Source organism: Phytopseudomonas daroniae (assembly GCF_004327285.1).
In the GTDB taxonomy this organism is placed as follows: domain Bacteria; phylum Pseudomonadota; class Gammaproteobacteria; order Pseudomonadales; family Pseudomonadaceae; genus Aquipseudomonas; species Aquipseudomonas daroniae.
Genome location: NZ_QJUI01000026.1, coordinates 20,323 through 46,750, shown reverse-complemented (window position 1 = coordinate 46,750; position 26,428 = coordinate 20,323). Strand labels below are relative to the sequence as shown.

Here is a 26,428-nt window from a genome sequence, read left to right as displayed (position 1 = left end):
AAGTGCGCAAGAAGTTGCGCACTGCTGTGCAGATTCTTGCGCATAGGGCTTTATAGGCAGCAATACCGAAGTGTTCAGGGATATATCAACAGGGTTATCCACATGGGGGTGCGCAGTTCTTTGCGCAGTGGACTTCTGCGTAGCGAGGAGTTGTAAGGCGAAGGCGGATAATAAAAAAGCTGCTTGGCCAAGCTTATGCTGATGTGTGAACTCGACTTAAAGCAAAACGAGCTGCTCAGTGACAAAACACTGGAAAATCACACCCCAAGCAATTACTCGCCACCTCCACCTGTTAGAGCACTTTCTCGAATATCTTCGAATTACGCTGGAAGTTGTACAGCGATGCTCGCGCAGCAGGCATGCGTTCGACGCTGCTCGGCTCGAAACCGCGCTCGCGGAACCAGTGGGCCGTGCGAGTAGTGAGCACGAACAGGGTGTTGATGCCCAGTGCCTTGGCTCGTTCTTCGATGTGTTCGAGCAGTTCATCGCCGCGCCCGCCGTGACGGTACTCGGGGTTGACGGCCAGGCAGGCCAGCTCGCCACAGGTCGAATCGGGGATAGGGTAAAGCGCGGCGCAGGCGATGATCATGCCGTCGCGTTCGACGATGCTGAACTGGCCGATCTCGCGCTCCAGCACTTCCCGTGAACGGCGTACCAGAATGCCCTGTTCTTCCAGCGGGCTGATCAGCTCGATCAAGCCACCGACGTCGCCGATGTTGGCTTCGCGTAGCGATTCGAACTGTTCGGGGTCGACCAGGGTGCCGCCACCGTCGCGGGTGAACAGCTCGGTGAGCAGCGAGCCATCGCCCGTGTAGCTGACGATATGGCTGCGCTTGACTCCACTGCGGCAGGCCTGCGCCGCGGCGTCCAGCAGCTCGCCCTGATAATCGCTGCCCAGGCGCGAGACATGTGCCGGCACCTGCTGCGGGCGCAATTCGCGGATCAGCTTGCCGTCGTCATCGAGCAGACCCTGCTGGCTGCTGAACAGGATCAGCTTGTCGGCGGCCAGATCGATGGCTGCGCGCATGGCCACGTCTTCGCAGGCCAGGTTGAAGATCTCGCCGGTCGGCGAATAGCCCAGCGGCGACAACAGCACGATATTGCGCTCATCGAGCTGGCGATTGATGCCCTTGCGATCGATGCGCCGCACTTCGCCGGTGTGGTGGTAATCGACGCCATCCAGCACGCCGATCGGTCGTGCGGTGACGTAATTACCGCTGCTTACCCGCAGCCGCGAGCCCTGCATCGGCGAGGCGGCGATGTCCATGGACAGGCGTGCTTCGATGGCGATGCGCAACTGGCCGACCGCGTCGATCACACACTCCAGGGTCGGGCTGTCGGTGATACGCAGGTCACGATGGTAGTGCGGCGTCAGCCCACGGCCGAGCAGACGCGCCTCGATCTGCGGGCGCGAGCCATGTACCAGCACCAGACGCACGCCGAGGCTGTGCAACAGCACCAGGTCGTGAACGATATTGCCGAAATTGGGATGAGCGACCCCTTCGCCCGGCAGCATGACCACGAAGGTGCAGTCACGGTGAGCATTGATATAGGGCGAAGCGTGGCGAAGCCAGTTGACGTAGTCGTGCATGTGCAGCGGAACCCTGTGAAAACGAAGGAAGCATCAATGGGCGCGAAGCATCGGGCTTCGCAGACGGACTCGGTGCGTTATCGTCGTCGCAACGGCATCAGGGGGACGCTCCTCGTATCAGCCCGGGGTCAGGCAGTAATGCTGGATCAGCTGGCGCAGCAACTGCACTGTCGGTATCAGGCGGTCGGTGTCCAGGTATTCACCTGGCTGGTGCGCACAGTCGATATCGCCAGGGCCGAGCACCAGGGTCTCGCAACCAAGCTGCTGAAAATACGGTGCTTCGGTGCCAAAGGCTACCGCGGCTGCAGTATGCCCGGTCAGACGCTCGGCGAGACGCACGAGCTCCGCGTCGGCATTCTGCTCGTAGGGCGGCACGCTGGGGAACAAGGGCGCGAAGTCGATGCTCACCTGGTGCTGCTCGGCCAGGGGCTGCAGCTTCTGGCGAATCGCCGCACGCAACGCTTCCGGCTGCATGCCCGGCAGCGGGCGCAGATCGAACTCCAGGGAACACTGGCCACAAATGCGGTTGGGGTTGTCACCACCATGGATGCAGCCGAAATTGAGGGTCGGCTGCGGCACGCTGAATTGCGGATTGCGATATTCCTGCTGCCACTGTCGGCGCAGCTGCATCAGCTCGCCCATGACGTCGTGCATGGCATCCAGCGCACTGTGGCCCAGCGCCGGGTTGGAGGAATGACCGCTCTGCCCGAGGATGTCTATGCGCTCCATCATCACGCCTTTATGCAGACGGATCGGTTTGAGCCCGGTCGGCTCACCGATCACCGCAGCCCGCCCGAGTGGACGTCCAGCCTCGGCCAAGGCACGCGCACCGGACATCGAACTTTCTTCGTCGCAGGTGGCGAGAATGATCAGCGGCTGCTTGAACGGTTGATCCAGCAGGCCTTGCAGGGCCTCAATGATCAGCGCGAAAAAGCCCTTCATGTCGCACACGCCCAGGCCTATCCAGCGATCACCGGTATCGGTGAGCTTGAGCGGGTCGCTTTGCCACAAGGCTTCGTCGAAGGGAACGGTGTCGCTGTGCCCGGCCAGCACCAGGCCACCGGGGCCGCTGCCGTAGGTGGCGATCAGGTTGAACTTGCCTGGCTCGACCTGCTGCTTCTCGCAGGTGAAACCCAGGTCACTCAGCCAGCTGGCCAACAGGTCGATGACCTGCAGGTTGGATTGATCCAGAGCGGGCTGCGTGCAACTGACCGATGGCGCGGCAATCAGCGCCGCGAAGCGATCCTTGAGGGTGAGAAATGACATGGCGGATCTCTCGGGTCGGTCGCCTCATCATAAACCAAGAGCAGCTTCAAGCTTCAAGCTTCAAGCCAGAGCATGCAGCGCTTCGGCTCCTACTTGCAGCTTGAAGCTTGCCGCTTGCAGCTCAAAGAAAGATCAGCATGAAGATTTCCAGATAGATGATCGCCAGCGCCGCACCGATGGGCAGCGTCACCACCCAGGAGGTGAAGATGCGACCGACCACTGCCAGGTTGAGGGCACCGATGCCCCGGGCCATGCCGATACCCAGTACCGCACCGACCAGCGTATGGGTGGTGGAGATCGGCAGGCCGATACCCGATGCCGCGACCACGGTAGCGGCGGTGGCCAGCTCGGCGGCGAAGCCACGGCTAGGCGTCAGCTCGGTGATGCCCTTGCCGATGGTGGCGATCACCTTCCAGCCGTAGGTGGCCAGACCGATAACGATACCCACGGCGCCCATCAGCAGCACCCAGCCAGGTACCGAGGACTGGCCACCGATGGCCATGTCGCCACCAGCCTCGATCACGCCGACCACCGCAGCCAGCGGGCCGACCGCGTTGGATACGTCACTGGCACCGTGGGCAAAGGCCATGGAGCAGGCGGTGAAGATCATCAGCACGGCGAATACACGCTCGACACTGGCGAAGTGGAAGTCCTTGTCGGCCTCCGGGTCGAGCCTGATGCGCCGCAGCAGGAGCATGCCGAGACCGGCAACCAGAATGCCGACCCCCGCCGAGAGCAGAATGCCCTCGCCGGTGGTGAAGTTCAGACCAACATGCTTGAGGCCCTTGGTGAAGGTCATCAGCGCCAGCATGAAGCCGGTGAGGAACATGTACACCGGTACCCAGCGCTTGGCGTTGCGAAACGGATCGTCGGTGTCGATGATCAGCCACTGCACGCTCATGAACAGGCCGAAGGCGAGCAGACCGGAAATGAACGGGGTGACCACCCAGCTGGAAACGATCGGTACCAGGCCACCCCAGTTGACCGCGTCGACCGACACGCTGACCGACGCGAAACCGATGATGGCGCCGACGATCGAGTGGGTGGTCGATACCGGCCAGCCACGCAGCGAGGCGATCAGCAGCCAGGTACCCGCGGACAACAGCGACGCCATCATGCCCAACACGAACATGTCGGCGGGAATCACCGATGCATCGACGATGCCGTTCTTGATGGTTTCGGTAACCTGGCCACCGGCCAGGTAGGCACCGCAGAATTCGAAGACCATGGCGACGAGGATCGCCTGTTTGATGGTCAGTGCCTTGGCGCCTACCGAGGTGCCCATGGCATTGGACACATCATTTGCACCGACACCCCACGCCATGAACAAACCAAAGCAGCAGGCCATCACGAGGAGTACGAAACCGTAGTCCGCGACAAGAGTCATAAAGAATTACCTGTAAACCCAGAAAGGATGCTGGCGCTTAGCGCGCCAGCAGTTGTTCCAGCCGGTTACCGACGCGCTCGGCGCGATCAGCGATATCACCGACCCAGTCGATGATCCGATAGAGGAACATCACATCGACTGCGGGAAGATCCTTTTCCAGTTTGAACAAGGTGCGGCGCACCTCGATCTGCTGGCGATCGGTTTCGTGCTCGATTTCCTCGAGTTCCTCGACCATGCGCTCGACCAGGGTGGCCTCACGACCGGCGAAACCGGCCTCGAGCAGCGAATCCAGCTCCTTCATTGCCTTCAGCGCCTGGGCGCTGGCATCCACGCAACGACTCACATACGCCAGCATCAGCGGCTGCAGATCGACAGGAATGGTCATACTGCGCCCGAGCATCAGCCCGGCGATATCCTTGGCCCGGTTGGCCACTTTGTCCTGGGTGCTGAGCAACTCCAGCAAGTCGGAACGAGGTACCGGCAGGAACAGACTCTTGGGCAGGTGCATGCGCACACTTTTCTTGAGCTTGTCCGCATCACGCTCCAGACGCACCATTTCCTGTTGCACCTGTTCGACCCGCGCCCAGTCCTCTGCCATCACGGCTTCGAAGAAGGGCACCAGGTTGGCCGCACACTCATGGGCCTTGGCGATGTGCTGCTGCATCGGCCCGATGGGTGAGCGGCCGAACAGGCTGCTGATGAACGGATTGCTTGGCATAGGGGTAACCCCTGTCTGTCAAAGAGGCGGCAAGTATACGGATGACACCTCAGGCAAGCCAGAGCGCGTCATCGTTCGGTCACAATGTCGTATTTCGTCACTTATTTTCTGCGAACGCCGGGGAAATACGCGAGAAGCTATGGACATGCATAGAGTAACTGCCCCGCTGTCGACAGCCAGAAGTCATCGCCGACCTGCATCCGCGGCGCTTTTCCACTACCCTGTACGGCCTAACGTGCCGGGCAGTGTCCCGCACCGTGCAACCCCCGCCGCCGTCGCCGCTTCGCCGAGCCCTCGCAATGAATAAAGAAACCGAAATCAAACTGCGCGCCAGTCGCGAAACCCTGGCCGCACTGCAAACCCACCCACTGCTGAAGAAACGCAGCAAGACTGGCTGGGAGACAAGCGAGCTGTTCAACCAGTATTTCGATACCGAAGCGCGCGACCTCGCCGGTGCCAAGGTCGCCCTGCGCCTGCGCAAGGATGGCGAGCAGATCATCCAGACGCTCAAGAGCCGTGGCCAGAGTGTGGCCGGGTTGTCCGAACGTAACGAGTGGGACTGGCACCTGGCCAAGGCCAAGCTGGATCTATCGAAACTCGATGACAGCTGCTGGCCGGCCAGCCTGGCGGAACTGGACAAGAAGCAGCTGAAGCCGCTCTTCACCACCGACTTCGTTCGTCAGCGCGCCGAAATCGCCTGGGGCCGCGGCAAGGCCCGGGTGGTTATTGAGGCTGCGCTGGATCTGGGCAAGGTGATCGCCGGCAAGCAGCAGGAAGAAATCTGCGAGCTGGAACTGGAATTACGCCAGGGCGAACCTGAAGCGCTGCTGGAGCTGGCCGCCGAACTGGCTGCCGACCTGCCATTGATGCCCTGCGACATCAGCAAGGCCGAGCGTGGCTACCGCCTGTTCGACGAGGGCAGCTACAGCCTGCACCTGCCCACGCCGGAGCTGCAACCCGAGCAAAGCCTGGACGATGCCGTCGCCGCCATTGGCTGGTTCCTGCTCGGCAGCAGCCAGCGCCTGGCCGAGCAGTACCGCCACAACGGCCACTGGCGTCTGCTGGTCGACTGGCTGAACTGCCTGGTGGATCTGCGCGCCCTGCTCGCTAGCCTCGGTCAGGCCGCACCACGCGCCAGCAGCAGCGAACTGCGCAAAGTACTCGACGCCCTCCTGGAGGACTGGCGCCCACGGGTGCTCGCCGGCCAGCAGGACGACACCGCCCGCCAGGACGCCCCCGCGCAATTCGCTGCCGAACTGGCCCAGACCCGCTGGGGCCTGCTCTCGCTGAACGCTTCGCGCTGGTTGCTGGCCCGCAGTTGGACGGCATCGCGCAACAAGCGTGGTGATCGCCAGGGCGCCGCTGCCCTGCAAAGCTGGCTGCCCACCTTTATCGCGGAAGAAGGACGGGATCTGCAGCTCAAGCGCTACCAGCAGCAGCCTGAAGATCTCTCCGAGCAACTGCCACGCCTGGAACGCCTGCTGCTCTGGCTGCACCTGGCGCGCGATGTGCTCGAGGTTGCCGAGACCGACCGCCTGTTCGGCGAGCTGAACAAACTGGCCGAGCTGGCCAAGCGCCCGCTGGGCCCAGAAGAACTGGAGCCGCGCATGACCCAGGCGCAGATCATCATGAGCCTGAAGCCATGGAAGACTCTGCTGAAAAACGGCTGAGAACCTATCCACGATCTGCTGCGCGTTAAAAATAGGCTCTGATAAAATCCGGCAGGTAGCCCGCCTACCTGCCCCGCTCGAAGACAGGACGCCCCCTCGATGTTCAAACTCAGCCTGAAATCCGTCATCGCGACCTGGCTCACCGGTCTGCTGGCCTTGCTGCCACTGGCGTTGACCATGGTGGTGCTGGCCTGGATCGTCAGCCTGCTGAACAACCTGATCGGCCCTTCCACCGCCATCGGCCGGTTGTTCGCCACCCTCGGTACACCGTTCGCCAGCAACCCCTTCCTGGCCTACCTGCTCGGCAGCCTGGTACTGCTGATCAGTCTCTACCCGCTGGGCCTGGCGGTGAAGCTGGGCCTGCGCCGGCCACTCGGCTGGCTGATCGACGTGACCCTGCGTCGCACGCCACTGATCGGCAACTTCTACAACCTGGCCGACCGTTTCGTCGGGCTGCTGGACAAGAAGAACACCGACATAACCAGCATGCGACCCGTGTGGTGCTTCTTCGGTGGCGATGGTGTGGCCGTTCTGGCCTTGCAGCCCAGTTCGCAGCCGGTCGTGCTGGAAGGCCGCCCGCACTTCGCGATTCTCGTGCCTACCGCACCGATTCCCATCGGCGGCGGCTTGCTCTATGTCCCGGCTGAATAGGTGAAACCGGCCAATATGGGCGTGGACGCGCTGACCAGCATCTACGTTTCCATGGGGCTGACACCGCCGCCAGCACTGCCGGTGCAGAGCCTGGAAGACGACAGTGAAAAAGTTGACGATAAAGACGAGGCACCCAGACAGGAAGCGCTGGCGGTGACCACCGAACAGCAACCGCCGCGCGTATAGAGCCCGGCCAACTCGCAGCCGAGTTCAGGACGTAGGATGGGTGAAACCCATCGGCATCATTGATGGGTTGCCACCCATCCTACATGCTGTATTGGATGTGCCGGCCAAATGTCGGATTACGCTTCGCTAGGCTACGCGCCCCGATCCAGCCTACGGGATCCATGGCACGAATGTAGCCTGGATTAGCCGCAGGCGTAATCCGGGGCCGAAGGCCATGATCCATGGTTCAACGCGGGTCACCGACCGGCTACTTCCGCCTTCTACCGGTCGAATATGAAACGCCTGCAAGCGATCCTCGGCAGAACGTGAATAGGGCCTTAGCCAGCACTCGCACAATCAGGCATGCTGACTTTCACCGCCGTCGACTATCCAGGAGCCCGCATGTCCAGCCTCTCCCCCAACGTCCCTGATCGCCTGCTGGATCTCAACGATCTGCTGCGCGAACTGGTCGCCCAGGGTAGAACCGCCCAGGAAAGTGCCGAACAGTGCCTGGCGATCCGCCGCAGTGGCGGCAACAACGAGCTGCATCCGCTGGAGTTCCTCGCCGCACAACAGCTCGACGACCTGTCACGGCCGGGCAAGAAGCTCGATCTGGAAAGCCTGACCCAGTGGTTGGCGCAGCACGTGGGCCAACCCTACCTGCGCATCGACCCGCTGAAGATCGACGCAGCGGCCGTGACCCCGCTGATGTCCTACGCCTTCGCCCAGCGCCACAAGATTCTGGCCGTCGCGGTGAATGCCGACTCGGTGACCATCGCCAGCGCCCAGCCTTTTCTGCACAGTTGGGAAGCCAATCTCACCCACGTGCTGAAGCGCTCGATCAAGCGCGTGGTGGCCAACCCGGCGGACATCCAGCGCTTTACCGTGGAGTTCTATCGCCTGGCCCGCTCGGTCAGCGGCGCCACCAACACGGACGCCAAGATCAGCAATGTCGGCAACTTCGAACAGTTGCTCAACCTCGGCGCCCAGGATCAGGAGCCGGACGCCAACGACGCCCACGTGGTCAATATCGTCGACTGGCTATTCCAGTACGCCTTCCAGCAACGCGCCAGCGATATCCATATCGAGCCGCGCCGCGAACAGGGCAGCGTACGTTTTCGCATCGACGGCGTGCTGCACACCGTCTACCAGTTCCCCGCCCAGGTCACCATGGCCATCGTCAGCCGTCTGAAAACCCTGGGGCGGATGAACGTCGCCGAAAAGCGCAAACCCCAGGACGGTCGAGTGAAAACCAAGACGCCCGCCGGCAACGAGGTCGAGCTGCGCCTGTCGACCCTGCCGACCGCCTTCGGCGAGAAGATGGTGATGCGCATCTTCGACCCGGACGTGCTGCTGCGCGGCTTCGACCAGTTGGGGTTCAGCCCGGACGACCTCAAGCGCTGGGAGAGCATGACCAGCCAGCCCAACGGCATCATCCTGGTCACCGGCCCTACCGGTTCGGGCAAGACCACCACGCTGTACACCACGCTCAAGCAGCTGGCTACGGACGAGGTGAACGTCTGCACCATCGAAGACCCCATCGAAATGATCGAAGGCGCCTTCAACCAGATGCAGGTACAGCACAACATCGACCTGACTTTCGCCAGCGGCGTGCGTGCGCTGATGCGTCAGGATCCGGACATCATCATGGTCGGCGAGATCCGTGATCTGGAGACCGCCGAGATGGCCATCCAGGCGGCTCTGACCGGCCACCTGGTGCTGTCGACCCTGCACACCAACGACGCCCCCAGCGCCATCACCCGCCTGCTCGAACTGGGCGTGCCGCATTACCTGCTCAAGGCCACCCTGCTCGGCGTCATGGCCCAGCGCCTGGTACGTACGCTGTGTCCGCACTGCAAGGCACCTCTGGAGCTCGACGAGGCAGACTGGCAGGAACTGACCCGCCCCTGGAACGCACCGCTGCCAAGCGGCGCCCACCGTGCCGTGGGCTGCGTGGAATGCCGGGAAACCGGTTACCGCGGGCGCGCCGGGGTGTACGAGATCATGCTGCTGAACGACAGCCTCAAGCCGTTGATCAGCGCCGACACCGACCTCACCCCGCTGCGCCGCCAGGCCTTCAAGGACGGCATGCGCAGCCTGCGTCTGTCCGGCGCGCAGAAAATCGCTGCCGGACTGACTACCATTGAGGAAGTGCTGCGCGTCACTCCGCAGAGCGAACAGAAATAATACTCGCCACAACGTACACCTGCATCCAGGGCCAGCAGACACTGGCTTCTTCCGCTCACTGAGCGGTATCACCCAACAGGGATCTCGTTTTCATGGAAATCGGTAGCGCAGTCATCTTTCTCTTCGTCGGCCTGGCATTCGCCGTCGTATTCATGGGCTTCAAGGTGGTGCCGCAAGGTTCCCAGTGGACGGTGGAACGCTTCGGGCGCTACACCACCACGCTCAAACCCGGCTTGAACATCATCGTCCCGGTGATGGATCGCATCGGCCGCAAGCTCAATGTCATGGAGAGCGTGCTGGATATTCCGCCCCAGGAAGTCATCACCGCCGACAACGCCACGGTGCAGATCGACGCAGTGTGCTTCTTTCAGGTGATCAATTCCGCCCAGGCCGCCTACGAGGTGAACAACCTCGAACATGCCATTCGCAATCTGCTGCAGACCAACATCCGTACCGTGCTCGGCTCCATGGAACTGGACGCCATGCTCAGCCAGCGTGATGGCATCAACGAGAAGCTGCTGAAAACCGTCGACGAAGCCACCGCGCCCTGGGGTATCAAGATCACCCGGATCGAGATCAAGGACATCAGCCCGCCTGCCGACCTGATGGCGGCCATGTCCGGGCAGATGAAAGCCGAGCGTATCAAGCGTGCGCAAATTCTCGAGGCCGAAGGTCTGCGTGCCGCCGCCATTCTCACCGCGGAAGGCAAGAAGCAGGCGCAAATCCTCGAGGCCGAGGGCGAGCGGCAGGCGGCGTTTCTCGAGGCCGAAGCGCGCGAGCGTGCCGCCGCCGCGGAAGCCGAGGCGACCCGCGTGGTTTCGGTGGCCATCGCCGAAGGCAACGTGCAGGCGATCAACTACTTCGTCGCCCAAAAGTACATCGACGCCCTCGGCCGCCTGGCCAGCGCCGACAACAGCAAGGTGATCCTGATGCCACTGGAGGCCAGCCAGATGATCGGCGCGGTCGGTGGTATCGGCGAGATCGTCAAGGCCACTTTCACCGACAAGAAGGCCTGAGTCATGCTGGCTTATCTGCAGAACCTGACGTTCTGGGACTGGCTGGCACTCGGTACCGTGCTGCTGATTCTCGAGGTGTTCGGTGCCGGCGGTTACCTGCTGTGGATTGGCGTGGCCGCGGCCAGTGTCGGCGTATTGACCTACGTGATCCCCGATACGCCATGGGCGCTGCAATTCATCCTGTTTGGCAGCTTGTCTGTATTGACCGCGGTGTTCTGGTGGAAGCGCCAGCGCAGTGCCGGCCAGAACTCCGAGCAGCCGGGCCTGAACAGCCGCGGCCAGGAGCTGCTGGGACGGCAGTTCGTGCTGCACGAAGCCATCGCGGGTGGTCGTGGCAAGATCAAGGCCGGAGACTCACTGTGGCTGGTGGTTGGCCCGGATATGCCGGTCGGCACCCTGGTCGAGGTCGTTGGCCAGGACGGTGTCCTGCTGAAAGTACGCGCGGCAGCCACCTAAACTGACTCACTCGCGGCATCTGCGCTGCATGCAGGCCGCTATCCGAGAATACGTGGAACCAGTCACGTGGCGGCACACTCCTAAGCAGTAGGAAAATCAACAGGAGTTACTGCTATGCGCCGTTTAAGTTCCTTGCTGTTCGCTGGCCTGTTCCTGGCAGCATCCTCCCAGGCATTCTCCGCCAACCTGCGCGATATCCTGTCCTCGGGTGCGACCACTGCGTCGACCTACCTGACGTTCAAGGACAACAAGATGGTCATCCCCGCGCAGGATGATGCCAGCAGCTATATCGCCAGCAATGGCGAGATCCGTGGCCCGTATCTGGAAGCCGCATTGCAGAAGATCCGTGCGGATCATCCCGATCTGCAAGCCAGCGACCTGGAACTGGCGACTGCGATTCTCACTGCCCAGCAGTGATGAAGAAGCCGGCCCTCGGGCCGGCTTCTTCTATGCCGCGTCGACGGTTCAGCCGTCGATGCTCGCCTCGTAGCCGGCGCTGTCGAGCAGCTTCTCCAACTGGGCAGCGTCGCTAGGCTGCAACTTGAAAAACCAACTGCCGTACGGGTCGTTGTTGACGCTTTCAGGGCTGTCAGCGAGCGCTTCATTGATAGCGATCACTTCACCACCGACCGGTGCGTAGATGTCGGAAGCGGCTTTTACCGATTCCACAACACCCGCTTCCTGGCCAGCGTCCAGTACCTTGCCGACTTCCGGCAACTCGATGAACACCACATCGCCCAGTGCTTCCTGAGCATGATCGGAAATGCCCACGGTTACGCTGCCGTCGGCCTCCAGGCGCGCCCACTCGTGGCTGGTGGCGTAACGCAGATCGGCGGGGATAGAGCTCATGTTGTCGTTCCTCATCAGACAGGACGGCGACCGCGCCGTCAGGGAAATTTACCAGGTGCGCGCAGGTCGCATCCAGTCAATCGCATCTGGCCGACCGCATCTGGCCGACCGCATCAGATCAGCACTTTGCCATGGCGTACGAAACTCGGCTGCACGATACGAAGCGGGTACCACTTGCCGCGGATTTCCACTTCGGCTCGATCACCCGTCTTGGCCGGTACACGAGCCAGCGCGATCGACTTGCCCAGTGTGGGAGAGAAGCTGCCACTGGTGATCTCGCCCTCGCCCACACCATCGACCCGCACCACCTGATGAGCGCGCAGCACGCCGCGTTCCTCGAGTACCACGCCAACCAGACGCGAGTGCGAACCGTCGTCGTACTGGCGCTGCAGCGCTTCGCGACCGATAAAGGCGCGCTCGGCCGGCTCCCAGGCCACCGTCCAGGCCAGGTTGGAGGCCAGCGGGGAAACCTGCTCGCTCATGTCCTGGCCATAGAGATTCATGCCGGCTTCCAGACGCAGGGTGTCACGCGCGCCCAGGCCGATCGGTGAAATTCCGGCACCTACCAGGTCATTGAAAAAGGCCACCGCTTCACCAGCCGGCAACATGATTTCCAAACCGTCTTCACCGGTATAACCGGTACGAGCGATAAACCACTCGCCGTCAGGCAGCCCCTGGAAGGGCTTGAGTTCGTGGATCAGGCTGGCACGGGCCTGACTCACCAGTTCGGAGGTCTTGGCACGTGCCTTGGGGCCCTGGATGGCGAACATCGCCAGGTCGCTGCGCTCGCGCAGTTCCACACCGAACTCTGTGCTGTGCGCACGCATCCAGGCCAAGTCCTTGTCACGGGTGGCAGCGTTGACCACCAGCCGATAGGTCGGCGCACTGGATGCGTCGAGAAGGTAGACGATCAGATCGTCGATCACGCCGCCTTCCTCATTGAGCATGGCGCTGTACAGCGCCTTGCCCGGCACCTGCAGACGCGCCACATCGTTAGCGAGCAGATGCTGCAGGTAGCCCTGCGCTTCGCCACCCAGCACATCGATGACGGTCATGTGCGAGACATCGAAAACGCCGCAATCGCGACGCACCTGATGGTGCTCCTCGACTTGCGAGCCATAGTGCAGCGGCATGTCCCAGCCGCCGAAATCGACCATCTTCGCGCCGAGCGCGAGGTGTAGATCGTAAAGAGGTGTGCGCTGTCCCATGGGATCTCCTTCCGGGCGTTGCAAGGCTGTGGCGCGCACGGATAGGGCCATTCCAGATGACATGGAAGTGGCTGCATGGCGGGCCGCAGCGAATGGCGCGCATTGTAGCCGCATGGTCGGGGTCGGTCATCTTGGACATTGACAGGCCTTGTAACAAACCCGGCGGGATAGCCCACGGGACGGCCGGGCGCCTGCCTGGCGACCGTCTATCAGATTCGCTGAGCGGAGCGACGGATGAGAAAAATTACCGGCAACAGACCGACCAGTATCAGCGTCAGAGCCGGCAACGCGGCGCGCGCCCACTCGCCTTCGCTGGTCATCTCGAAAATGCGCACGGCCAGGGTGTCCCAGCCGAACGGCCGCATCAGCAATGTGGCGGGCATTTCCTTGAGCACATCGACGAACACCAGCAGCGCCGCGGACAGGACGCCAGGCATCAGCAGCGGCAGATAAACGCGCAGGAACAGCAGCACACCACCAATCCCCAGACTGCGCGAAGCCTGTGGCAGCGACGGGCGAATCCGCGCCAGGCTGTTTTCCAGCGGGCCATAGGCCACGGCAAGAAAGCGGATCAGGTAGGCCAGCAGCAACGCACCGAGGCTGCCGAGCAGCAGCGCCTTGCCGGAGCCGCCGAGCCATTTCGACAGTGGGATGACCACGCCATTATCCAGGGTGCTGAAGGCCAGCATGATCGCCACCGCCAGCATCGAGCCCGGCAAGGCGTAGCCGAGGTTGGCCAGGCCGACAGTGGCGCCCATCAACCGGGTCGGAGCCAGACGCCGGGCGAACGCCAGCAACAACGCCACAGCGACCGTGATCAGCGCCGCCATCGCGCCCAGGTACAGGGTGTGCAGAATCAACGCCAGGTAACGCTCATCCAGGTCAAAGCGCCCGCGCTGCCAGAACCACACCAGCAGTTGCAGCACCGGAATGACGAACGCACAGACGAATACCAGCAGGCACCAGCCGCTGGCCGCCAAGGCGCGCAATCCGGTGAGGCGATACAGCGCCCCGCTACGCGGTCGCTCGACGGAAGGCCGTACGGCCCCACGGGCGCGGCGCTCGCCATAGAGCACCAGCATCACTGCGAACAGCAGCAGGCAGGCCAGTTGCGCGGCGCTGGTCAGACTGTAGAAGCCGTACCAGGTCTTGTAGATGGCCGTGGTGAAGGTGTCGAAGTTGAATACCGACACGGCTCCGAAGTCGGCCAGGGTTTCCATTAGCGCCAGCGCCAGCCCCGCACCGATGGCGGGTCGCGCCATCGGCAGCGCGACACGCCAGAAGGCTTGCCAGGGCGTGTGCCCGAGCGTGCGAGCCGCTTCCATCAGCCCCTTGCCCTGGGCCAGAAAGGCGTTGCGCGCCAGCAGGTAGACGTAGGGGTAGAACACCAGCACCAGGACGATGATCACCCCAGCCGTTGAACGCACCCGCGGAAATCGCACAGCACTGCCAAACCACTCACGTAGCAGCGTCTGCACCGGGCCGGAGAAGTCCAGCAGGCCAACGAACACGAAGGCCAATACGTAGGCGGGAATGGCAAAGGGCAGCATCAGCGCCCAGTCCAGCCAGCGCCGGCCGGGAAATTCGCAGAGGCTGGTGAGCCAGGCCAGGCTCACCCCCAGCAAGGTCACCCCGACGCCCACGCCAAGCACCAACGTCAGGGTATTGCCGATCAACCGTGGCATCTGCGTCTGCCACAGATGCGACCAGATCTGCCGATCCACTTCGTGCCAGCTCGCCAACAGAACCAGCAATGGCATGAGCACCAACAGGGCCACGGCAAAGGCGATGGGATACCAGCGACGCTGGACTGAATGGGCCACGCAGACTCCTAGAAAGCGCAAAGCACGACGCCCCGGACAAGCCGGGGCGTCGGATTACAGGCACCTGGCGAGCGGATCAGCAGCTCGCTCAGACGCAGCGGTCAGCGATCAATTCCAGCCGGCGCGATCCATCAGGCGAATGGCTTCGGCCTGGCGCTTGCCCGCCACTTCCACGGCGATGCTGTCGGCCTTGAACTCACCCCAGGAAGCGACTTCCGCAGACGGTTTCACCGCCGGATTGGCCGGAAATTCCTTGTTGGCATCGGCGAAGATGTTCTGCGCCTCGGCACTGGTCATCCACTCGACCAGCTTCTGGGCGGCTTGCGGGTTCGGCGCGTTCTTGGTCAGGCCGATACCCGACAGGTTGACGTGCACACCGCGGTCTTCCTGGTTCGGCCAGAACAGCTTGGCCTTGAGATCCGGGTTCTGCTGGTGCAGGCGGCCGAAGTAGTAGGTATTGACCATGCCCACGTCACACTGGCCGGCGGCAACGGCATTGATCACCGAGTTGTCATCGGGGAATACGTCGGTGGCCAGGTTGTTGACCCAACCCTTGACGATCTCTTCGGCCTTGGCTTCGCCATGGGTCTCGATCAGGGTCGCGGTGAGCGACTGGTTGTAGACCTTCTTGCTGGTACGCAGGCACAGACGGCCTTCCCAGTTCTTGTCGGCCAACGCTTCGTAGGTGGTCAGTTCGCCTTCCTTGACCCGCTCCGGCGCGAACACGATGGTTCGCGCGCGCAGCGACAACCCCGTCCAGGCACCGCTGCTGGCGCGGTACTGAGCGGGAATGTTGTCTTCGACGATGCTGGATTTCAGCGGCTGCAGAATGCCCATCTGCTCTGCCTGCCAGAGGTTGCCCGCGTCCACGGTGAGCAGCAAGTCCGCCGGCGTGTTCTCGCCCTCGGCCTTGATGCGTTCCATCAGCGGCGCTTCCTTGTCGGTGATGAACTTGACCGCGACGCCGGTCTTGGCGGTGTAGGCATCGAACACCGGCTTGATCAGTTCATCGATCCGAGAGGAATACACCACGACTTCATCGGCCGCCTGAACGGCGCTGGAAAGAGCACTCAGAGTGAATACGGCAAGCAGCGCGCGACGTACCGACATGGCAAAGACCTTATGGAAGTTGAAGGAGAGAGGATGATAGTGAGTCTCATCTTCAAGGCCCATCGTAAGGTCATTGCCAGATATTACCGCTGCCGTTGAAGAGCATGCCACACGGGCCGCGTGGGCACTCGCCGCGACATCAGTAGTTGTATTGCAGGCTGGTCATGACATTGCGCGGCGCACCATACAAACCTGCCGCCGTGGTGGTGAGATACTCCTTGTCGAACAGGTTATTGAGGTTCACCGATGCCGAGAGCGCTGGCGTGAGCTGGTACTTCGCCATGAGGTTGACCAGGGCGTAGCTGCTCTGCGTGGTGGCATAACTGAGGTCGTACCCGGTCTCGCTCTGCCAGTTCAGACCGCCGCCGACGGTGAGCTTGTCCAGTGCGCCCGGTAGCCGATAGCTGGTGAACAGCTTGACGCTGTTGCGCGGGATCTCGGTGACGATACGTTTGTCGTCGGCGTTGAAGCTGACGCTATAGGAGTAGCCACCCGTCAGTTGCCAGCCTTCGCTGAGCTCACCATTGACCTCCAACTCCACACCTTCGCTGGTCGTGCCATTTTCCGCCTTGTAGGCCTGGAAGCCATTGGGCTGCAGCAGGCTGCCGTCGGCCACCGCGAGGTTATCCTGCTCGACGCGGAATACCGCCAGGCTGCCATTGAGCCGCCCCTCGTAGAAGCCGGCCTTCAGGCCAAGCTCATACCCGGTGCCTTCCTGAGGATCCAGCGGCGTGCCGCTGACGTCGCGAATATTCGCGTTCTGCGGATTGAAGATCTGCGTATAGCTGGCGTAGGCCGTCCAGGTGTCATTCAGGTCATAGACGAAGCCGGCATAGGGAATGACGATGCCGGTTTCGGTACGCTCCGCCTTGCTGCTGGCACCCCCGTACAGCCAGCTTTTGCTTTCGCGATTCCAGTCCACCACCCGCGCGCCGAGGATCAGGCTGGCCGCATCGGTCAGGTGCCAGCGGGACGTCAGGTAGGCGGCGTACTGGGTTTCGGTCAGGTCGCTCTCACCGATCTTGTCGAACACCGGTTTCGGCGCCTGACCGTTCCACCCGTAGATGCTGTCGATGCTGCCGGCATAACCGGAGCCCGGGCGCTGCCAGCCGCCGTAGTTGGCCGTTCCCCGCTCCTCGAGGCGCGACAGGGTCACCCCGCCGATAAGCTCGTGCTCGCGCCCCAGCAGTGGGAAGAAGCCGGTGAGGTAGGCGTCGACATTGTCCTGTTCAGGCGTTGCCTGCCAGCGGGTCGGCATGATGTAGGCACCTGCGCCGGTGGCTCGCTCGATCTCACCATCCATGTAGCTGACCACGGTGTCGTAGTCGTTGCGCGCATGGCTGTATTCCAGCTTGCCGCTCCAACCATTGGCGAATTGCTGCTCGATGGACGCGAACAGCGTGCTCTGCTGGCGATCGTAGTACGTCCAGTCAGGCGCGGTGTTGAACGAGCGCTTGATATCGGTTCTTCCGCCGTCGGTGGTGAACAGCGGAAAGCCGGTACGCATCGGTGCGTTGCTGTGGGTGGTCTGATGGCTGAAGCCCAGGGTCAGCAAGGTCGAGTCGCTCAAATCCAGCTCGGTGATGCCATAGACGGTGCTCAGTTCCTGGCTGAAGCGGTCGATCCAGGCGTGCTGATCCTTGTGATCGACGACGAAGCGCGCCCGCACGTTGCCACTCTCGGTCAGCGCACCGCCGACATCCACACCCAGACCATAACGATCCCAGCTACCGGCCTCTGCCGACAACTGAACCTGGGGTTCGATGCCGGGACGCTTGCGGATCAGGTTGATGGTCGCGGAAGGGTTGCCCAGGCCACTGACCAGCCCGGTGGCGCCACGCACCACCTCTACGCGGTCGTACATGGCGGTGTTCTGGGTGTAATTGTCCATGCTTGCCGACGTCGGCACCCCGTCGATCGCGAAGTTCCGGATGGGAAAACCACGCGACAGATAGGTAGTACTGTCTGCCCCCAGGCTTTCGCGGATCACGGTGATGCCCGTGGTGGCATCCAGGGCGTCGGTCAGGCTGTCGAGATTCTGTTCGTCCAGACGCTGACGGGTCAGCACCGTGACCGATTGTGGCGTCTCCTTGGGCGACAGATTCAGGCGTGTCGAGCTGCTGGACGACTCGGTGGTGTAGGAGCCCGTGCCCTCGGTGGTCGCCCCCGGCGCCTTGCCGGAAATGCTCAGTGCGGACAGTTGCAGTCCTTGGCTCTGGCTGGTCGGCACCAACACATAGCTGCCGTTACCCTGACGCTGGGCCTGCAAACCACTGCCCTGAAGCAGACGAGCCAGCCCATCGTCCACGCCGTAATCGCCCAGCAGGCCCGGCGAGTCGAGCCCCTCGGTCTGCATGGCAGCGAATGAAAGCGTCACCCCGGCTACCGTCGCGAACTGGCTCAGGGCGGTACCCAGCGAGCCGGGAGCGATGCGGTAGCTCTGTACGGCGGCCTCCTGCGCCAGAGCGTGGCCCGGTAAAGCGCAGAGCAACGGCAGCGAGGCACAGGTCAAACCGAACAGGGCCAGGTGAACGGCGCGGGCCATCGGCTTGGCCGGCGAGAGAAAGCGGGGCATGGTCATTTCCTTGTCATGAGCTGGGCAGATCCGCGGTATTGCAAACCGCTTCATGTGCTTGGCCGAATGAGAATGAAAATCGGCAACCCAAAATGACTATTTTTTTGCTGACTGGATCAGGCCGGCTCGATGCGCGCCCAATAGCGGCTCAGGTAACGCACCCGAATCGGCAGCGAAGCACCCAGGTTTTCCAGGATGATGTCGGTGTCGTCGATTCGAAAAGCACCAGACAAGCGCAGGCTCGCCACCGTATCGGCGCAGCCCAGATAGCCGGGACGGTAGCGCCCCAGCTCGGCGACGAAGGCATCCAGGCGCCAGTCGATCACTGTCAGCATGCCTTGCGCCCAGGCGCCCGCTCCCGGCAGTAGGGCGCTGGGCGTACCGACCGCTGCAGCCTCGACATCGACCTGTTGGTTGGCAGCGAGACGTATGGCCCGATTCGGTTGCCCCGCCGCACGCGCTTCGACAACGTCCTGCAGCACGGCGACATGGGTTCTGTCGCCATCGCAGCGCACACTGAAACAGGTACCCAACGCCCGCACACTGCCTTGCGCGGTATGCACGACGAAGGGCCGTCCCGCCGGATCGGCAGCGGTGCGGACGAGTATCTCGCCGCGATGCAGCTGCACTTGACGCAGACGGGCGTCGAAGCGGATATCCACCGCCGTCGCGGTATTCAGATCCAGCACGCTGCCATCGCTCAGGTGCAGGTTTCGACGCTCACCGGTGGCCGTGCGCTGATCGGCGAGCCAGGCCTGCGTCGGCGCCAGGTCGAGGGACGCCCAACCCGCCGCCCCGGAGGCGAGCAGCAAGCCCAACGTTTTGAGTACCACGCGCCGCCGCGCACGCACGCCATCCAGCGCGGGTAGCGCAACGTCCGCCGGCAAGCCGCCGAGCTGATGCTGCAGGCGCTCTACCCGTGCCCACGCCTGGCGATGCCCAGGGTGCTGCGCCAACCACTCACGGTGCGCCTGACGCTCGGCCTCGCTCGGCGGCGTGGCGTTGAGTTGCACGTACCAGGTAGCGGCGGCTTCCAGGGTCTGGCGATCCATCGCTCAGTCGTCCATCAGCAACAGACAGTGGGTCATGGCACGGATCATGTGTTTCTTCACCGTGGTCACCGACACGCCCAGGCGCTCGCCGGTAGCGACATAGCTGAGCCCTTCCAGTTGCACCGCCAGAAAAATGCGCCGCGTGCGCTCGCCAAGACCGTCGAGCATGGCGTCGACCGCCATCAGGGTTTCCAGGATCAGCAGGCGGGTTTCCGGCGAGATGTCCATCGGCTCGGGCCGTAACGCCAGCACATCGAGATAAGCCTGCTCGACGGCCTGGCGCCGGAACTTGTCGATCATCAGCGCACGGGCGATGGCGCTCAGGTAGGTACGTGGCTCGCGGATGGCCTGCACGTCCCGGGCGCTGAGCACGCGCAGGAAGGTATCCTGGGCCAGATCGGCGGCATCGCTGGCATTGCCCAGGCGTGCGCGCAGCCAGCCCTTGAGCCAGCCGTTGTGTTCGCTGTAGAGAAGATGCAACGCGGAATGATCCGGGCCGGACATGGCAGCACCAGGGCGAAAGATGATAATGCATCGCATTGTCTTGCAAGCCTTCCGCTGGATGCAAGCTGAGCATGGAGATTAACCCGTAGTAATAGACGGGGACGGCTCGAACAAAGGCAGCTCTGCGGCGGTGTAACCAATTCCGTGATCGAATTTTGCTGGTAAAGCGAGGGGGACGGCGGCGATGACGATTACAAGGCAGTAGCGGACGTTCGATGATCCGCGTCATAACGAAGGTTCAGGCCTTCGGCCCCGGATTACGCCTGCGGCTAATCCAGGCTACGTTCGTGCCATGGCCCCGTAGCGGACGTAGGGTGGATGACGCTCTTTTCATCCACCATCGCGATCGTAGAGCGGTGGACGGGTCGGGCCGCGTAGGTGAAGCGTCGTCCACAAATGGCCGCTACCGCTCTCCTTTCTCGCCGTTGCGCCACTCAGGCCCTGGCCAGATCCGGCAGATCGCCGCTCAGGCCCAATGCCTGGCGCACGAACAGCGCCTTGGCCTCATCCAGGCCATCGACCAGCCCCAGACCGGTATTACGCAGCCAGCGCAGCGCCAGGGCATCGCTCTGGAACAGGCGCTGGAAGCCTTCCATCGCCGCCATCATCGCCAGGTTGTGAGGCATGCGTCGGCGCTCGTAGCGGCTCAGCACGCGCTCGTCGGCAAGCCGCTCGCCACGCCCGGCGGCCTGCCCCAGTACTTCGGCCAGCACCGCGGCGTCGAGAAAGCCGAGATTGACGCCCTGCCCGGCCAGAGGGTGGATGGTATGGGCGGCATCCCCGATCAGCGCCAGCCCAGGCTCGACATAACGCTTGGCGTGGCGCTGCCGCAGCGGAATGCACAGGCGTCGATCCACCTGCAGCACCTGGCCCAGGCGATACTCGAAAGCCTGCCCCAGGGCTGTGGAAAACTCATCGTCGCCCAGCGCCATCAGATGGGCCGCCTGCTCCGGCGTGGTCGACCAGACGATCGAGCACCAATGCTCGCCGTCGCGCTCGCCCAGGGGTAGAAAAGCCAGCGGGCCTTGGTCGGTGAAACGCTGCCAGGCGGTAGCCTGATGGGCACCGGCACAACGCACGCTGGTGACGATGGCATGGTGCAGGTAATCCCATTCGCGGGTTTCGCAGCCCGCCAGGCGACGCACTGCCGAATTGGCACCGTCAGCCGCGATCAACAGCGGTGTACGCAATTCGCGGCCATCGGCCAGGGTCAGCAGCCAGTCATCCCCGGAGTGACGCAAGCGCTCCAGGCGCGCATTGGCGAGCAGACCGATATCGCTGTCATGCAGGCGCTCGAGCAGGGCGTCCTGCACCACGCGGTTCTCGACGATATGGCCGAGGGTATCGGCATGCACACTGGCAGCACTGAAATGGATGCTGCCGGTGCCGCTGCCATCCCATACGCGCATCTCGCTGTAGGGGCAACTGCGCCGCGCCAGCACGCCCGGCCAGGCGCCGAGGCGTTCGAGAATACGCTGGCTGGCCATCGACAACGCGCTGACCCTTGGCTCGTACGCCAGGCTGCCATCGAACGGCTCGACGCTCATCGGCCCGCCATCCAGCACCAGGCATTCCAGGCCCTGTTCGCGCAAGGCCAGGGCCAGGGCGCTGCCGACCATTCCGGCACCGACGATGATCAGATCTGCACGCATTTCGTCCATTTCCTCAGGCTGCCTGCCGCAGGCGCGGCTTGAGCCGCACGTAGAGAGTCTTGTGTACCCGCGCCACCAGAGTGCCGTCGCCATCACGCACTTCCACCTGCAACTCGGGCAGGTACTTTTCACCCGCTGCGGTGCGCTCACGCACTTCGTCGATGAAGGCCTGGTCGATGGCGAACGACGCGAATACCGGGCCTTTGCCAGGCGCGATGAAATCGATGCTGGCAGCCTTGTCCCAGACCACGTAATCGCGGCCCAGGTTCTCCATCAGCATCAACATGTAGAACGGATCGGTCATCGAATACAGGCTGCCGCCGAACTGGGTGCCCACGTAATTGCGGTTGTACCAGCCCAGACGCATCTTCACCTCGACCTGGCGAAAGTCGGGCGCGATGCGCCGAACCCATACGCCGGCGCCCAGATAGGGCGGGTAGAAATTCATGATCCAGCGCAGCAGGCGAGCCTTGCGCGCCAGCTGGCGGGCATTCATTGCGACGTACCGCGAGTACCCATGCCCATGGCCTGACGCGCGAACCAGCGTTTGGCCGGCGGCAGCAACTCCAGACCGAGCAGGCCCAGGTTGCGGCCCGCGGCGAGCAACGGCTGGTCGGTGCTGAACAGCCGGGTGACCTGATCCGAGAAACCCACGGTGAAGGCCTGATCGCCAGCCTGAGCACTGGCATAACGCTGCAGAGTGGCCAGATCGCCAAGCGGGGCGGAACTCGCCAGCACGGTATCGGCCAGGGCACGAACATCACGCAACGACAGGTTGAAGCCCTGCCCGGCAATCGGGTGCAGGCTATGGGCGGCGTTGCCCAGCACCACCAGATTGGCGCGCACCTGCTCGGCCGCTTCGACCAACACCAGTGGATACGGCACCCGCGCCCCGACCTGGCGCAGCGCACCGAGGCGGTAACCGAAGGCTTCCTGCAATTGCGCGAGGAACGCTCGTTCATCCAGCTTCAGCAGCCGCTCGGCATCGCGGCTCGGGTGCGTCCACACCAGCGCACAACGATTGTCGGACAGCGGCAGCAGCGCCAGCGGCCCGGATTCGGTAAAACGTTCGAACGCTTCGCCATCATGGGGGCGCGCAGGTGTGATATTGGCGATCAGCGCGGTCTGGTCGTAGGGTCGTTGCTGCACCGTGATGCCCAACTGCTCGCGCAGCGACGAGCGCCCGCCATCGGCGAGTACGGCCAGGGAGCAGTCGATCAGGGTTTCGTCATCGAGGGTCAGGCGATAGCCATCCGGCAGCGCTTCCATCCGCTCGACATGGGCCGGGCAACGCCACTGGATCACCTCGGTATCCAGCGCCTGCCACAGGCAGTGGCCGAGCCAGGCGTTTTCCACCACGTAGCCCAGGGCAGGAACGCCCTCTTCCTCGGCACTCAGTCGTGCGGCAGCGAAGCGCCCGCGATCCGATACATGTATCTGGCGAATGGCCGTAGCCTGCTCGGCGAGCGCCGGCCACAGGCCGAGGCCTGCGTAGATCAGCCGCGAGCCGTAGGAAAGCGCCGTGGAGCGGGCATCGTAGCTTGGCTGGTAGCCTTCGCCGGGAGCGAATGGCTCGATCAGGGCAATTCGCCAACCGCGTTTACGCGCCTCGCCCTGCAACGCCAGCGCCAGGCTGGCACCGACCAGTCCGCCGCCGATGATCGCCAGATCGACCCGCTGCATGGCCTCAGGCTACCTGCGCGCGGGCGGCGGCCATCAGTGCCTCGATCTCGTCGACGGCCTTGGGCACGTCGCCGGTGAGAATCTCGCAGCCCGTCTTGGTCACCACGACATCATCCTCGATGCGTACACCGATGCCGCGCCATTTCTTGGCGACGCTCTGGTTATCCACGGCGATGTAGATGCCCGGCTCGACGGTCATGGCCATGCCCACTTCGAGCACGCGCCATTCGCCGCCGACCTTGTATTCGCCAACATCGTGCACGTCCATACCCAGCCAGTGGCCGGCACGGTGCATGTAGAACGGTTTGTAGGCTTCCGCGGCGATCAGCTCATCGACATTACCCTTGAGCAGGCCCAGCTCGACCAGCCCGGCGGTAATCACCCGCACGGTGGCCTCATGGGCTTCGTTCCAGTGACGTCCGGGGGCGATGTGCTTGAAGGCTTCCATGTTGGCCGCCAACACGATCTCGTAGATGGCCTTCTGCTCGGGCGAGAACTTGCCGCTGACCGGGAAGGTACGGGTAATGTCGCTGGCGTAGCAGTCGATCTCGCAACCGGCGTCGATCAGTACCACGTCGCCGTCCTTGAGCAGGGCATCGTTCTCGCGGTAATGCAGGATGCAGGCATTCCTGCCCGCCGCGACGATGGAGCCGTAGGCCGGCATCTTCGCGCCACCTTTGCGGAACTCGTAATCCAGCTCGGCTTCCAGGTGATATTCGTACAATCCGGCGCGGCTGGCCTGCATGGCGCGCACGTGGGCACGGGCGGAAATCTGCGCCGCTTCGCGCATCACCTTCACTTCCCCGGCGGACTTGTACAGGCGCAGATCGTGCAACAGGTGATTGAGGGCGACGAATTCCTTCGGCGGCGTGGCGCCCTGGCGGGCCTTGGAGCGGATCACGTTGACCCACTCCATCAGGTGTCGGTCGAACTCCGGGTTGGTACCCACCGCGTAGTAGACACGCTCACGACCCTCGATCAGGCCCGGCAGAATGTCGTCGATATCACCGATGGGAAAGGCATCGTCCGCGCCAAAGCGACTGATGGCCCCTTCCTGGCCGGCACGCAGGCCATCCCACAGCTCACGCTCGGGATCACGCTCGCGGCAGAACAGCACATATTCGCCGTGCTCGCGGCCCGGGATCAGGGCGATAACCGCCTCGGGCTCGGGGAAACCGGAAAGGTACTGGAAGTCGCTGTCCTGGCGGTATACGTGCTCAACATCACGGTTACGGATGAACACCGGCGCCGCCGGCAGGATGGCGATGCTGTTGGGTTCCATCTGCGCCATCAGCGTCTTGCGTCGACGGGCGTATTCCGCTTTGGAGATGCTGGTCATGGGCAAGCTAGGTTCCGATCAGTCGAATGGAAGGCGGGATCAGTGCAGCGAGGGCTTTGGCGTTGGGGCAGCCGGCTTGGTGCACTCGGTGAACAGCAGCAAGGGCGCCACACGCAGGTACTCCGTGACCTCCATGTAATCGTTCTCACCGTCCTCGGATTCGTCCAGCGCATTCTGCACCTGGGCGATGGCGGACAAATCCTGCAGCACTTCCATGGCTTCAGCGCTCAGCGCGGCGTCACCGGCGGTCAGACCGAAGCCACCGAGAAAGCCCTGGCACCACTGGCCCAGAGCCGCCGCTCGCTCGGCCAGCGGGGCGTCGTCGGAGGGCAGCAGCAAGACCACGGTGACATCGTCACCGGTCAATTCGCCGCGTACCATCTCCTGCAGGCCAATCAGCGCCTGACGGACGTTGTCCGGGGGCTCGGCACCGAGCAGCTCGGTGGCATCGGCCAGCCAGGGGCCGGCCTCGAAGCCGGCACCAGCACAACTGCGGCCCAGCAGCAGGCCGTGCAGTTCGGCAGGAGAAACAGAAGAGCCACCACTGGCAAGCAAGGTGGCGAATGCAGCGTAGGGAGAACTGGAAGTCGGCATCGATCACTAGGCGCCAAGAGGCGCAATCACTAGAATGGAGGCCTTGTATCCTAGCACCGGCAGACGCGCCAAGACCATCAGCGGGTTTGCACCTATCTGCCGCCGAGCCTATATATCCTGGACAACCCTGCCAAAGCGAGAGCCAATGGAAGACGCCGATCTACACGCCCTAACGGCCAAGCTGGAGTTGCTGATCCAGCGCGTCGAGCGACTCAAGGCACACAACCGCCTCTTGTTGGAGAGCGAACAGGCTTGGCGTGAAGAACGCGCTCATCTGATCGAAAAGAACGAAATGGCCCGGCATAAGGTCGAATCGATGATTTCGCGCCTCAAAGCCCTGGAGCAGGACTCATGACCCAATCGAATACCGTTACCGTCCAGATTCTGGACAAAGAATATTGCATCGCCTGCCCTGCAGATGAGCGGAGCAACCTGCAGAATGCCGCCCGTTACCTGGACGGCAAGATGCGTGAGATCCGCAGCGGCGGCAAAGTGATCGGTGCCGACCGCGTTGCCGTGATGGCCGCGCTGAACATCACCCATGATTTGCTGCACAAACAGCAGCACCTGGATCAGCAGGCCACCACGACCCGTGATCATGTGCGTGATCTGCTTGGCCGTGTCGACAATGCCCTGGCTGATGATGCCGATGGCCGTGGCGTCTGACCAACGGTCGTCACTTTGCGTTATACTGGCCGCGGCTCCCTGGAGTGTGCGCCAGTTGGTGATGTCCCTGAGCCGATACGCACAACCCTGGGGGTTGTCAGTTGAGGCCGGTGTGCATGTCCGCTCGACGGAAAGCCTTAAGGTTTCCTGCAACCTCCACCTTGAACTTTCGGGTTCAAGGGCTAAACCGACAGCGGCATGCTGGGGAGTCACAATTCATAGCCCGTTGCTGGCTTACGCTGGCAGTGGGCTTTTTATTGCCTGCC

The 26,428-nt window shown here is 62.9% G+C and carries 23 protein-coding genes, 1 other RNA gene and 1 pseudogene; 9 read left to right on the top strand and 16 right to left on the bottom strand.

Translation table 11 applies throughout. The features are described 5' to 3' along the window. Positions 1-292: 292 nt before the first annotated feature. The 4 genes from argA to DNK06_RS22335 form a co-directional block, all read right to left on the bottom strand. Positions 293-1,591: an amino-acid N-acetyltransferase gene (argA, locus tag DNK06_RS22350; RefSeq protein WP_131182196.1), complete on the bottom strand. Its 1,299-nt coding sequence runs from the start codon at positions 1,589-1,591 to the stop codon at positions 293-295. Between the two features lie 117 nt (positions 1,592-1,708). Next, the gene (gene argE / locus DNK06_RS22345) at positions 1,709-2,857 is read right to left on the bottom strand and encodes an acetylornithine deacetylase (protein WP_131182195.1); all 1,149 of its coding nucleotides are present in this window, start codon (positions 2,855-2,857) and stop codon (positions 1,709-1,711) included. Between the two features lie 121 nt (positions 2,858-2,978). Then, positions 2,979-4,244 (bottom strand): inorganic phosphate transporter, encoded by a 1,266-nt coding sequence (locus DNK06_RS22340; RefSeq protein WP_131182194.1) that lies wholly within the window; start codon positions 4,242-4,244, stop codon positions 2,979-2,981. Positions 4,245-4,281: 37 nt separating this feature from the next. Further along, positions 4,282-4,962, bottom strand: a complete 681-nt coding sequence (locus DNK06_RS22335; protein WP_131182193.1) for a TIGR00153 family protein — start codon at positions 4,960-4,962, stop codon at positions 4,282-4,284. Positions 4,963-5,261: 299 nt separating this feature from the next. On the opposite strand from DNK06_RS22335, the gene DNK06_RS22330 reads away from it, so the two are divergent. The 6 genes and pseudogenes from DNK06_RS22330 (at position 5,262) to DNK06_RS22305 (ending at position 11,524) form a co-directional block, all read left to right on the top strand. Further along, positions 5,262-6,632 (top strand): CYTH domain-containing protein, encoded by a 1,371-nt coding sequence (locus DNK06_RS22330; RefSeq protein ID WP_131182192.1) that lies wholly within the window; start codon positions 5,262-5,264, stop codon positions 6,630-6,632. A 99-nt stretch (positions 6,633-6,731) separates the two neighbouring features. Beyond that, positions 6,732-7,469 (top strand): annotated as a pseudogene (locus tag DNK06_RS22325) (DUF502 domain-containing protein). A gap of 381 nt (positions 7,470-7,850) precedes the next feature. Next, positions 7,851-9,635 carry a type IV pilus assembly ATPase TfpB gene (gene tfpB / locus DNK06_RS22320; RefSeq protein ID WP_131182191.1) on the top strand — a complete coding sequence of 595 codons (1,785 nt, stop codon included), beginning with the start codon at positions 7,851-7,853 and terminating at the stop codon, positions 9,633-9,635. A 92-nt stretch (positions 9,636-9,727) separates the two neighbouring features. Continuing rightward, positions 9,728-10,651, top strand: coding sequence for an SPFH domain-containing protein (locus DNK06_RS22315; protein ID WP_131182190.1), 924 nt, complete (start codon positions 9,728-9,730; stop codon positions 10,649-10,651). A 3-nt stretch (positions 10,652-10,654) separates the two neighbouring features. Then, positions 10,655-11,107 (top strand): NfeD family protein, encoded by a 453-nt coding sequence (locus tag DNK06_RS22310; protein ID WP_131182189.1) that lies wholly within the window; start codon positions 10,655-10,657, stop codon positions 11,105-11,107. A gap of 114 nt (positions 11,108-11,221) precedes the next feature. Further along, positions 11,222-11,524: a DUF2388 domain-containing protein gene (locus tag DNK06_RS22305; RefSeq protein ID WP_131182188.1), complete on the top strand. Its 303-nt coding sequence runs from the start codon at positions 11,222-11,224 to the stop codon at positions 11,522-11,524. A 48-nt stretch (positions 11,525-11,572) separates the two neighbouring features. On the opposite strand, the gene gcvH is transcribed toward DNK06_RS22305, so the two are convergent. From gcvH to DNK06_RS22245, 12 genes are all read right to left on the bottom strand, one after another. After that, entirely contained in the window at positions 11,573-11,956 is a 384-nt protein-coding gene (gene gcvH / locus DNK06_RS22300; protein ID WP_131182187.1) for a glycine cleavage system protein GcvH, read from the bottom strand. Positions 11,957-12,069: 113 nt separating this feature from the next. Next, positions 12,070-13,164: a glycine cleavage system aminomethyltransferase GcvT gene (gene gcvT / locus DNK06_RS22295; RefSeq protein ID WP_131182186.1), complete on the bottom strand. Its 1,095-nt coding sequence runs from the start codon at positions 13,162-13,164 to the stop codon at positions 12,070-12,072. Between the two features lie 209 nt (positions 13,165-13,373). Beyond that, positions 13,374-14,987 carry an ABC transporter permease gene (locus DNK06_RS22290; protein ID WP_131182185.1) on the bottom strand — a complete coding sequence of 538 codons (1,614 nt, stop codon included), beginning with the start codon at positions 14,985-14,987 and terminating at the stop codon, positions 13,374-13,376. Positions 14,988-15,095: 108 nt separating this feature from the next. Further along, positions 15,096-16,097, bottom strand: a complete 1,002-nt coding sequence (locus tag DNK06_RS22285; protein WP_131182184.1) for an extracellular solute-binding protein — start codon at positions 16,095-16,097, stop codon at positions 15,096-15,098. 139 nt (positions 16,098-16,236) lie between these two features. Beyond that, positions 16,237-18,672, bottom strand: a complete 2,436-nt coding sequence (locus tag DNK06_RS22280; RefSeq protein ID WP_131182183.1) for a TonB-dependent siderophore receptor — start codon at positions 18,670-18,672, stop codon at positions 16,237-16,239. A gap of 116 nt (positions 18,673-18,788) precedes the next feature. Further along, positions 18,789-19,724 (bottom strand): FecR domain-containing protein, encoded by a 936-nt coding sequence (locus DNK06_RS22275; RefSeq protein WP_131182182.1) that lies wholly within the window; start codon positions 19,722-19,724, stop codon positions 18,789-18,791. Between the two features lie 3 nt (positions 19,725-19,727). Continuing rightward, complete coding sequence (locus tag DNK06_RS22270; RefSeq protein WP_131182181.1) at positions 19,728-20,228, bottom strand: sigma-70 family RNA polymerase sigma factor; 501 nt, start codon at positions 20,226-20,228, stop codon at positions 19,728-19,730. 434 nt (positions 20,229-20,662) lie between these two features. Further along, on the bottom strand, positions 20,663-21,880 hold the full coding sequence (locus DNK06_RS22265; RefSeq protein WP_165493694.1) for a 2-octaprenyl-3-methyl-6-methoxy-1,4-benzoquinol hydroxylase: 1,218 nt from the start codon (positions 21,878-21,880) through the stop codon (positions 20,663-20,665). Positions 21,881-21,893: 13 nt separating this feature from the next. After that, positions 21,894-22,376 (bottom strand): DUF4442 domain-containing protein, encoded by a 483-nt coding sequence (locus DNK06_RS22260; protein ID WP_131182179.1) that lies wholly within the window; start codon positions 22,374-22,376, stop codon positions 21,894-21,896. Then, positions 22,373-23,563 (bottom strand): 2-octaprenyl-6-methoxyphenyl hydroxylase, encoded by a 1,191-nt coding sequence (ubiH, locus tag DNK06_RS22255; protein ID WP_131182178.1) that lies wholly within the window; start codon positions 23,561-23,563, stop codon positions 22,373-22,375. The genes DNK06_RS22260 and ubiH overlap by 4 nt, the downstream gene beginning before the upstream one ends. Positions 23,564-23,567: 4 nt before the next feature. After that, positions 23,568-24,902, bottom strand: coding sequence for a Xaa-Pro aminopeptidase (pepP, locus tag DNK06_RS22250; protein WP_131182177.1), 1,335 nt, complete (start codon positions 24,900-24,902; stop codon positions 23,568-23,570). A 39-nt stretch (positions 24,903-24,941) separates the two neighbouring features. After that, a complete protein-coding gene (locus DNK06_RS22245; RefSeq protein ID WP_131182176.1) occupies positions 24,942-25,496 on the bottom strand; it encodes a YecA/YgfB family protein in 555 nt (184 codons plus the stop codon). Positions 25,497-25,641: 145 nt separating this feature from the next. Here DNK06_RS22245 and DNK06_RS22240 point away from each other — a divergent pair, with 145 nt between their 5' ends. The 3 genes from DNK06_RS22240 (at position 25,642) to ssrS (ending at position 26,374) form a co-directional block, all read left to right on the top strand. Further along, the gene (locus DNK06_RS22240) at positions 25,642-25,851 is read left to right on the top strand and encodes a TIGR02449 family protein (RefSeq protein WP_131182175.1); all 210 of its coding nucleotides are present in this window, start codon (positions 25,642-25,644) and stop codon (positions 25,849-25,851) included. Then, positions 25,848-26,162, top strand: coding sequence for a cell division protein ZapA (locus tag DNK06_RS22235; RefSeq protein ID WP_131182174.1), 315 nt, complete (start codon positions 25,848-25,850; stop codon positions 26,160-26,162). The genes DNK06_RS22240 and DNK06_RS22235 overlap by 4 nt, the downstream gene beginning before the upstream one ends. Positions 26,163-26,195: 33 nt before the next feature. Beyond that, positions 26,196-26,374, top strand: a non-coding RNA gene (gene ssrS, locus DNK06_RS22230) — 6S RNA. Positions 26,375-26,428: the final 54 nt, after the last annotated feature.

Coding starts and splice junctions, on each gene's coding strand:
- argA (WP_131182196.1), bottom strand. CDS start 1,591: ATGCACGACTACGTCAACTGGCTTCGCCACGCTTCGCCCTATATCAAT.
- argE (WP_131182195.1), bottom strand. CDS start 2,857: ATGTCATTTCTCACCCTCAAGGATCGCTTCGCGGCGCTGATTGCCGCG.
- DNK06_RS22340 (WP_131182194.1), bottom strand. CDS start 4,244: ATGACTCTTGTCGCGGACTACGGTTTCGTACTCCTCGTGATGGCCTGC.
- DNK06_RS22335 (WP_131182193.1), bottom strand. CDS start 4,962: ATGCCAAGCAATCCGTTCATCAGCAGCCTGTTCGGCCGCTCACCCATC.
- DNK06_RS22330 (WP_131182192.1), top strand. CDS start 5,262: ATGAATAAAGAAACCGAAATCAAACTGCGCGCCAGTCGCGAAACCCTG.
- tfpB (WP_131182191.1), top strand. CDS start 7,851: ATGTCCAGCCTCTCCCCCAACGTCCCTGATCGCCTGCTGGATCTCAAC.
- DNK06_RS22315 (WP_131182190.1), top strand. CDS start 9,728: ATGGAAATCGGTAGCGCAGTCATCTTTCTCTTCGTCGGCCTGGCATTC.
- DNK06_RS22310 (WP_131182189.1), top strand. CDS start 10,655: ATGCTGGCTTATCTGCAGAACCTGACGTTCTGGGACTGGCTGGCACTC.
- DNK06_RS22305 (WP_131182188.1), top strand. CDS start 11,222: ATGCGCCGTTTAAGTTCCTTGCTGTTCGCTGGCCTGTTCCTGGCAGCA.
- gcvH (WP_131182187.1), bottom strand. CDS start 11,956: ATGAGCTCTATCCCCGCCGATCTGCGTTACGCCACCAGCCACGAGTGG.
- gcvT (WP_131182186.1), bottom strand. CDS start 13,164: ATGGGACAGCGCACACCTCTTTACGATCTACACCTCGCGCTCGGCGCG.
- DNK06_RS22285 (WP_131182184.1), bottom strand. CDS start 16,097: ATGTCGGTACGTCGCGCGCTGCTTGCCGTATTCACTCTGAGTGCTCTT.
- DNK06_RS22280 (WP_131182183.1), bottom strand. CDS start 18,672: ATGCCCCGCTTTCTCTCGCCGGCCAAGCCGATGGCCCGCGCCGTTCAC.
- DNK06_RS22275 (WP_131182182.1), bottom strand. CDS start 19,724: ATGGATCGCCAGACCCTGGAAGCCGCCGCTACCTGGTACGTGCAACTC.
- DNK06_RS22270 (WP_131182181.1), bottom strand. CDS start 20,228: ATGTCCGGCCCGGATCATTCCGCGTTGCATCTTCTCTACAGCGAACAC.
- DNK06_RS22265 (WP_165493694.1), bottom strand. CDS start 21,880: ATGCGTGCAGATCTGATCATCGTCGGTGCCGGAATGGTCGGCAGCGCC.
- DNK06_RS22260 (WP_131182179.1), bottom strand. CDS start 22,376: ATGAATGCCCGCCAGCTGGCGCGCAAGGCTCGCCTGCTGCGCTGGATC.
- ubiH (WP_131182178.1), bottom strand. CDS start 23,563: ATGCAGCGGGTCGATCTGGCGATCATCGGCGGCGGACTGGTCGGTGCC.
- pepP (WP_131182177.1), bottom strand. CDS start 24,902: ATGACCAGCATCTCCAAAGCGGAATACGCCCGTCGACGCAAGACGCTG.
- DNK06_RS22245 (WP_131182176.1), bottom strand. CDS start 25,496: ATGCCGACTTCCAGTTCTCCCTACGCTGCATTCGCCACCTTGCTTGCC.
- DNK06_RS22240 (WP_131182175.1), top strand. CDS start 25,642: ATGGAAGACGCCGATCTACACGCCCTAACGGCCAAGCTGGAGTTGCTG.
- DNK06_RS22235 (WP_131182174.1), top strand. CDS start 25,848: ATGACCCAATCGAATACCGTTACCGTCCAGATTCTGGACAAAGAATAT.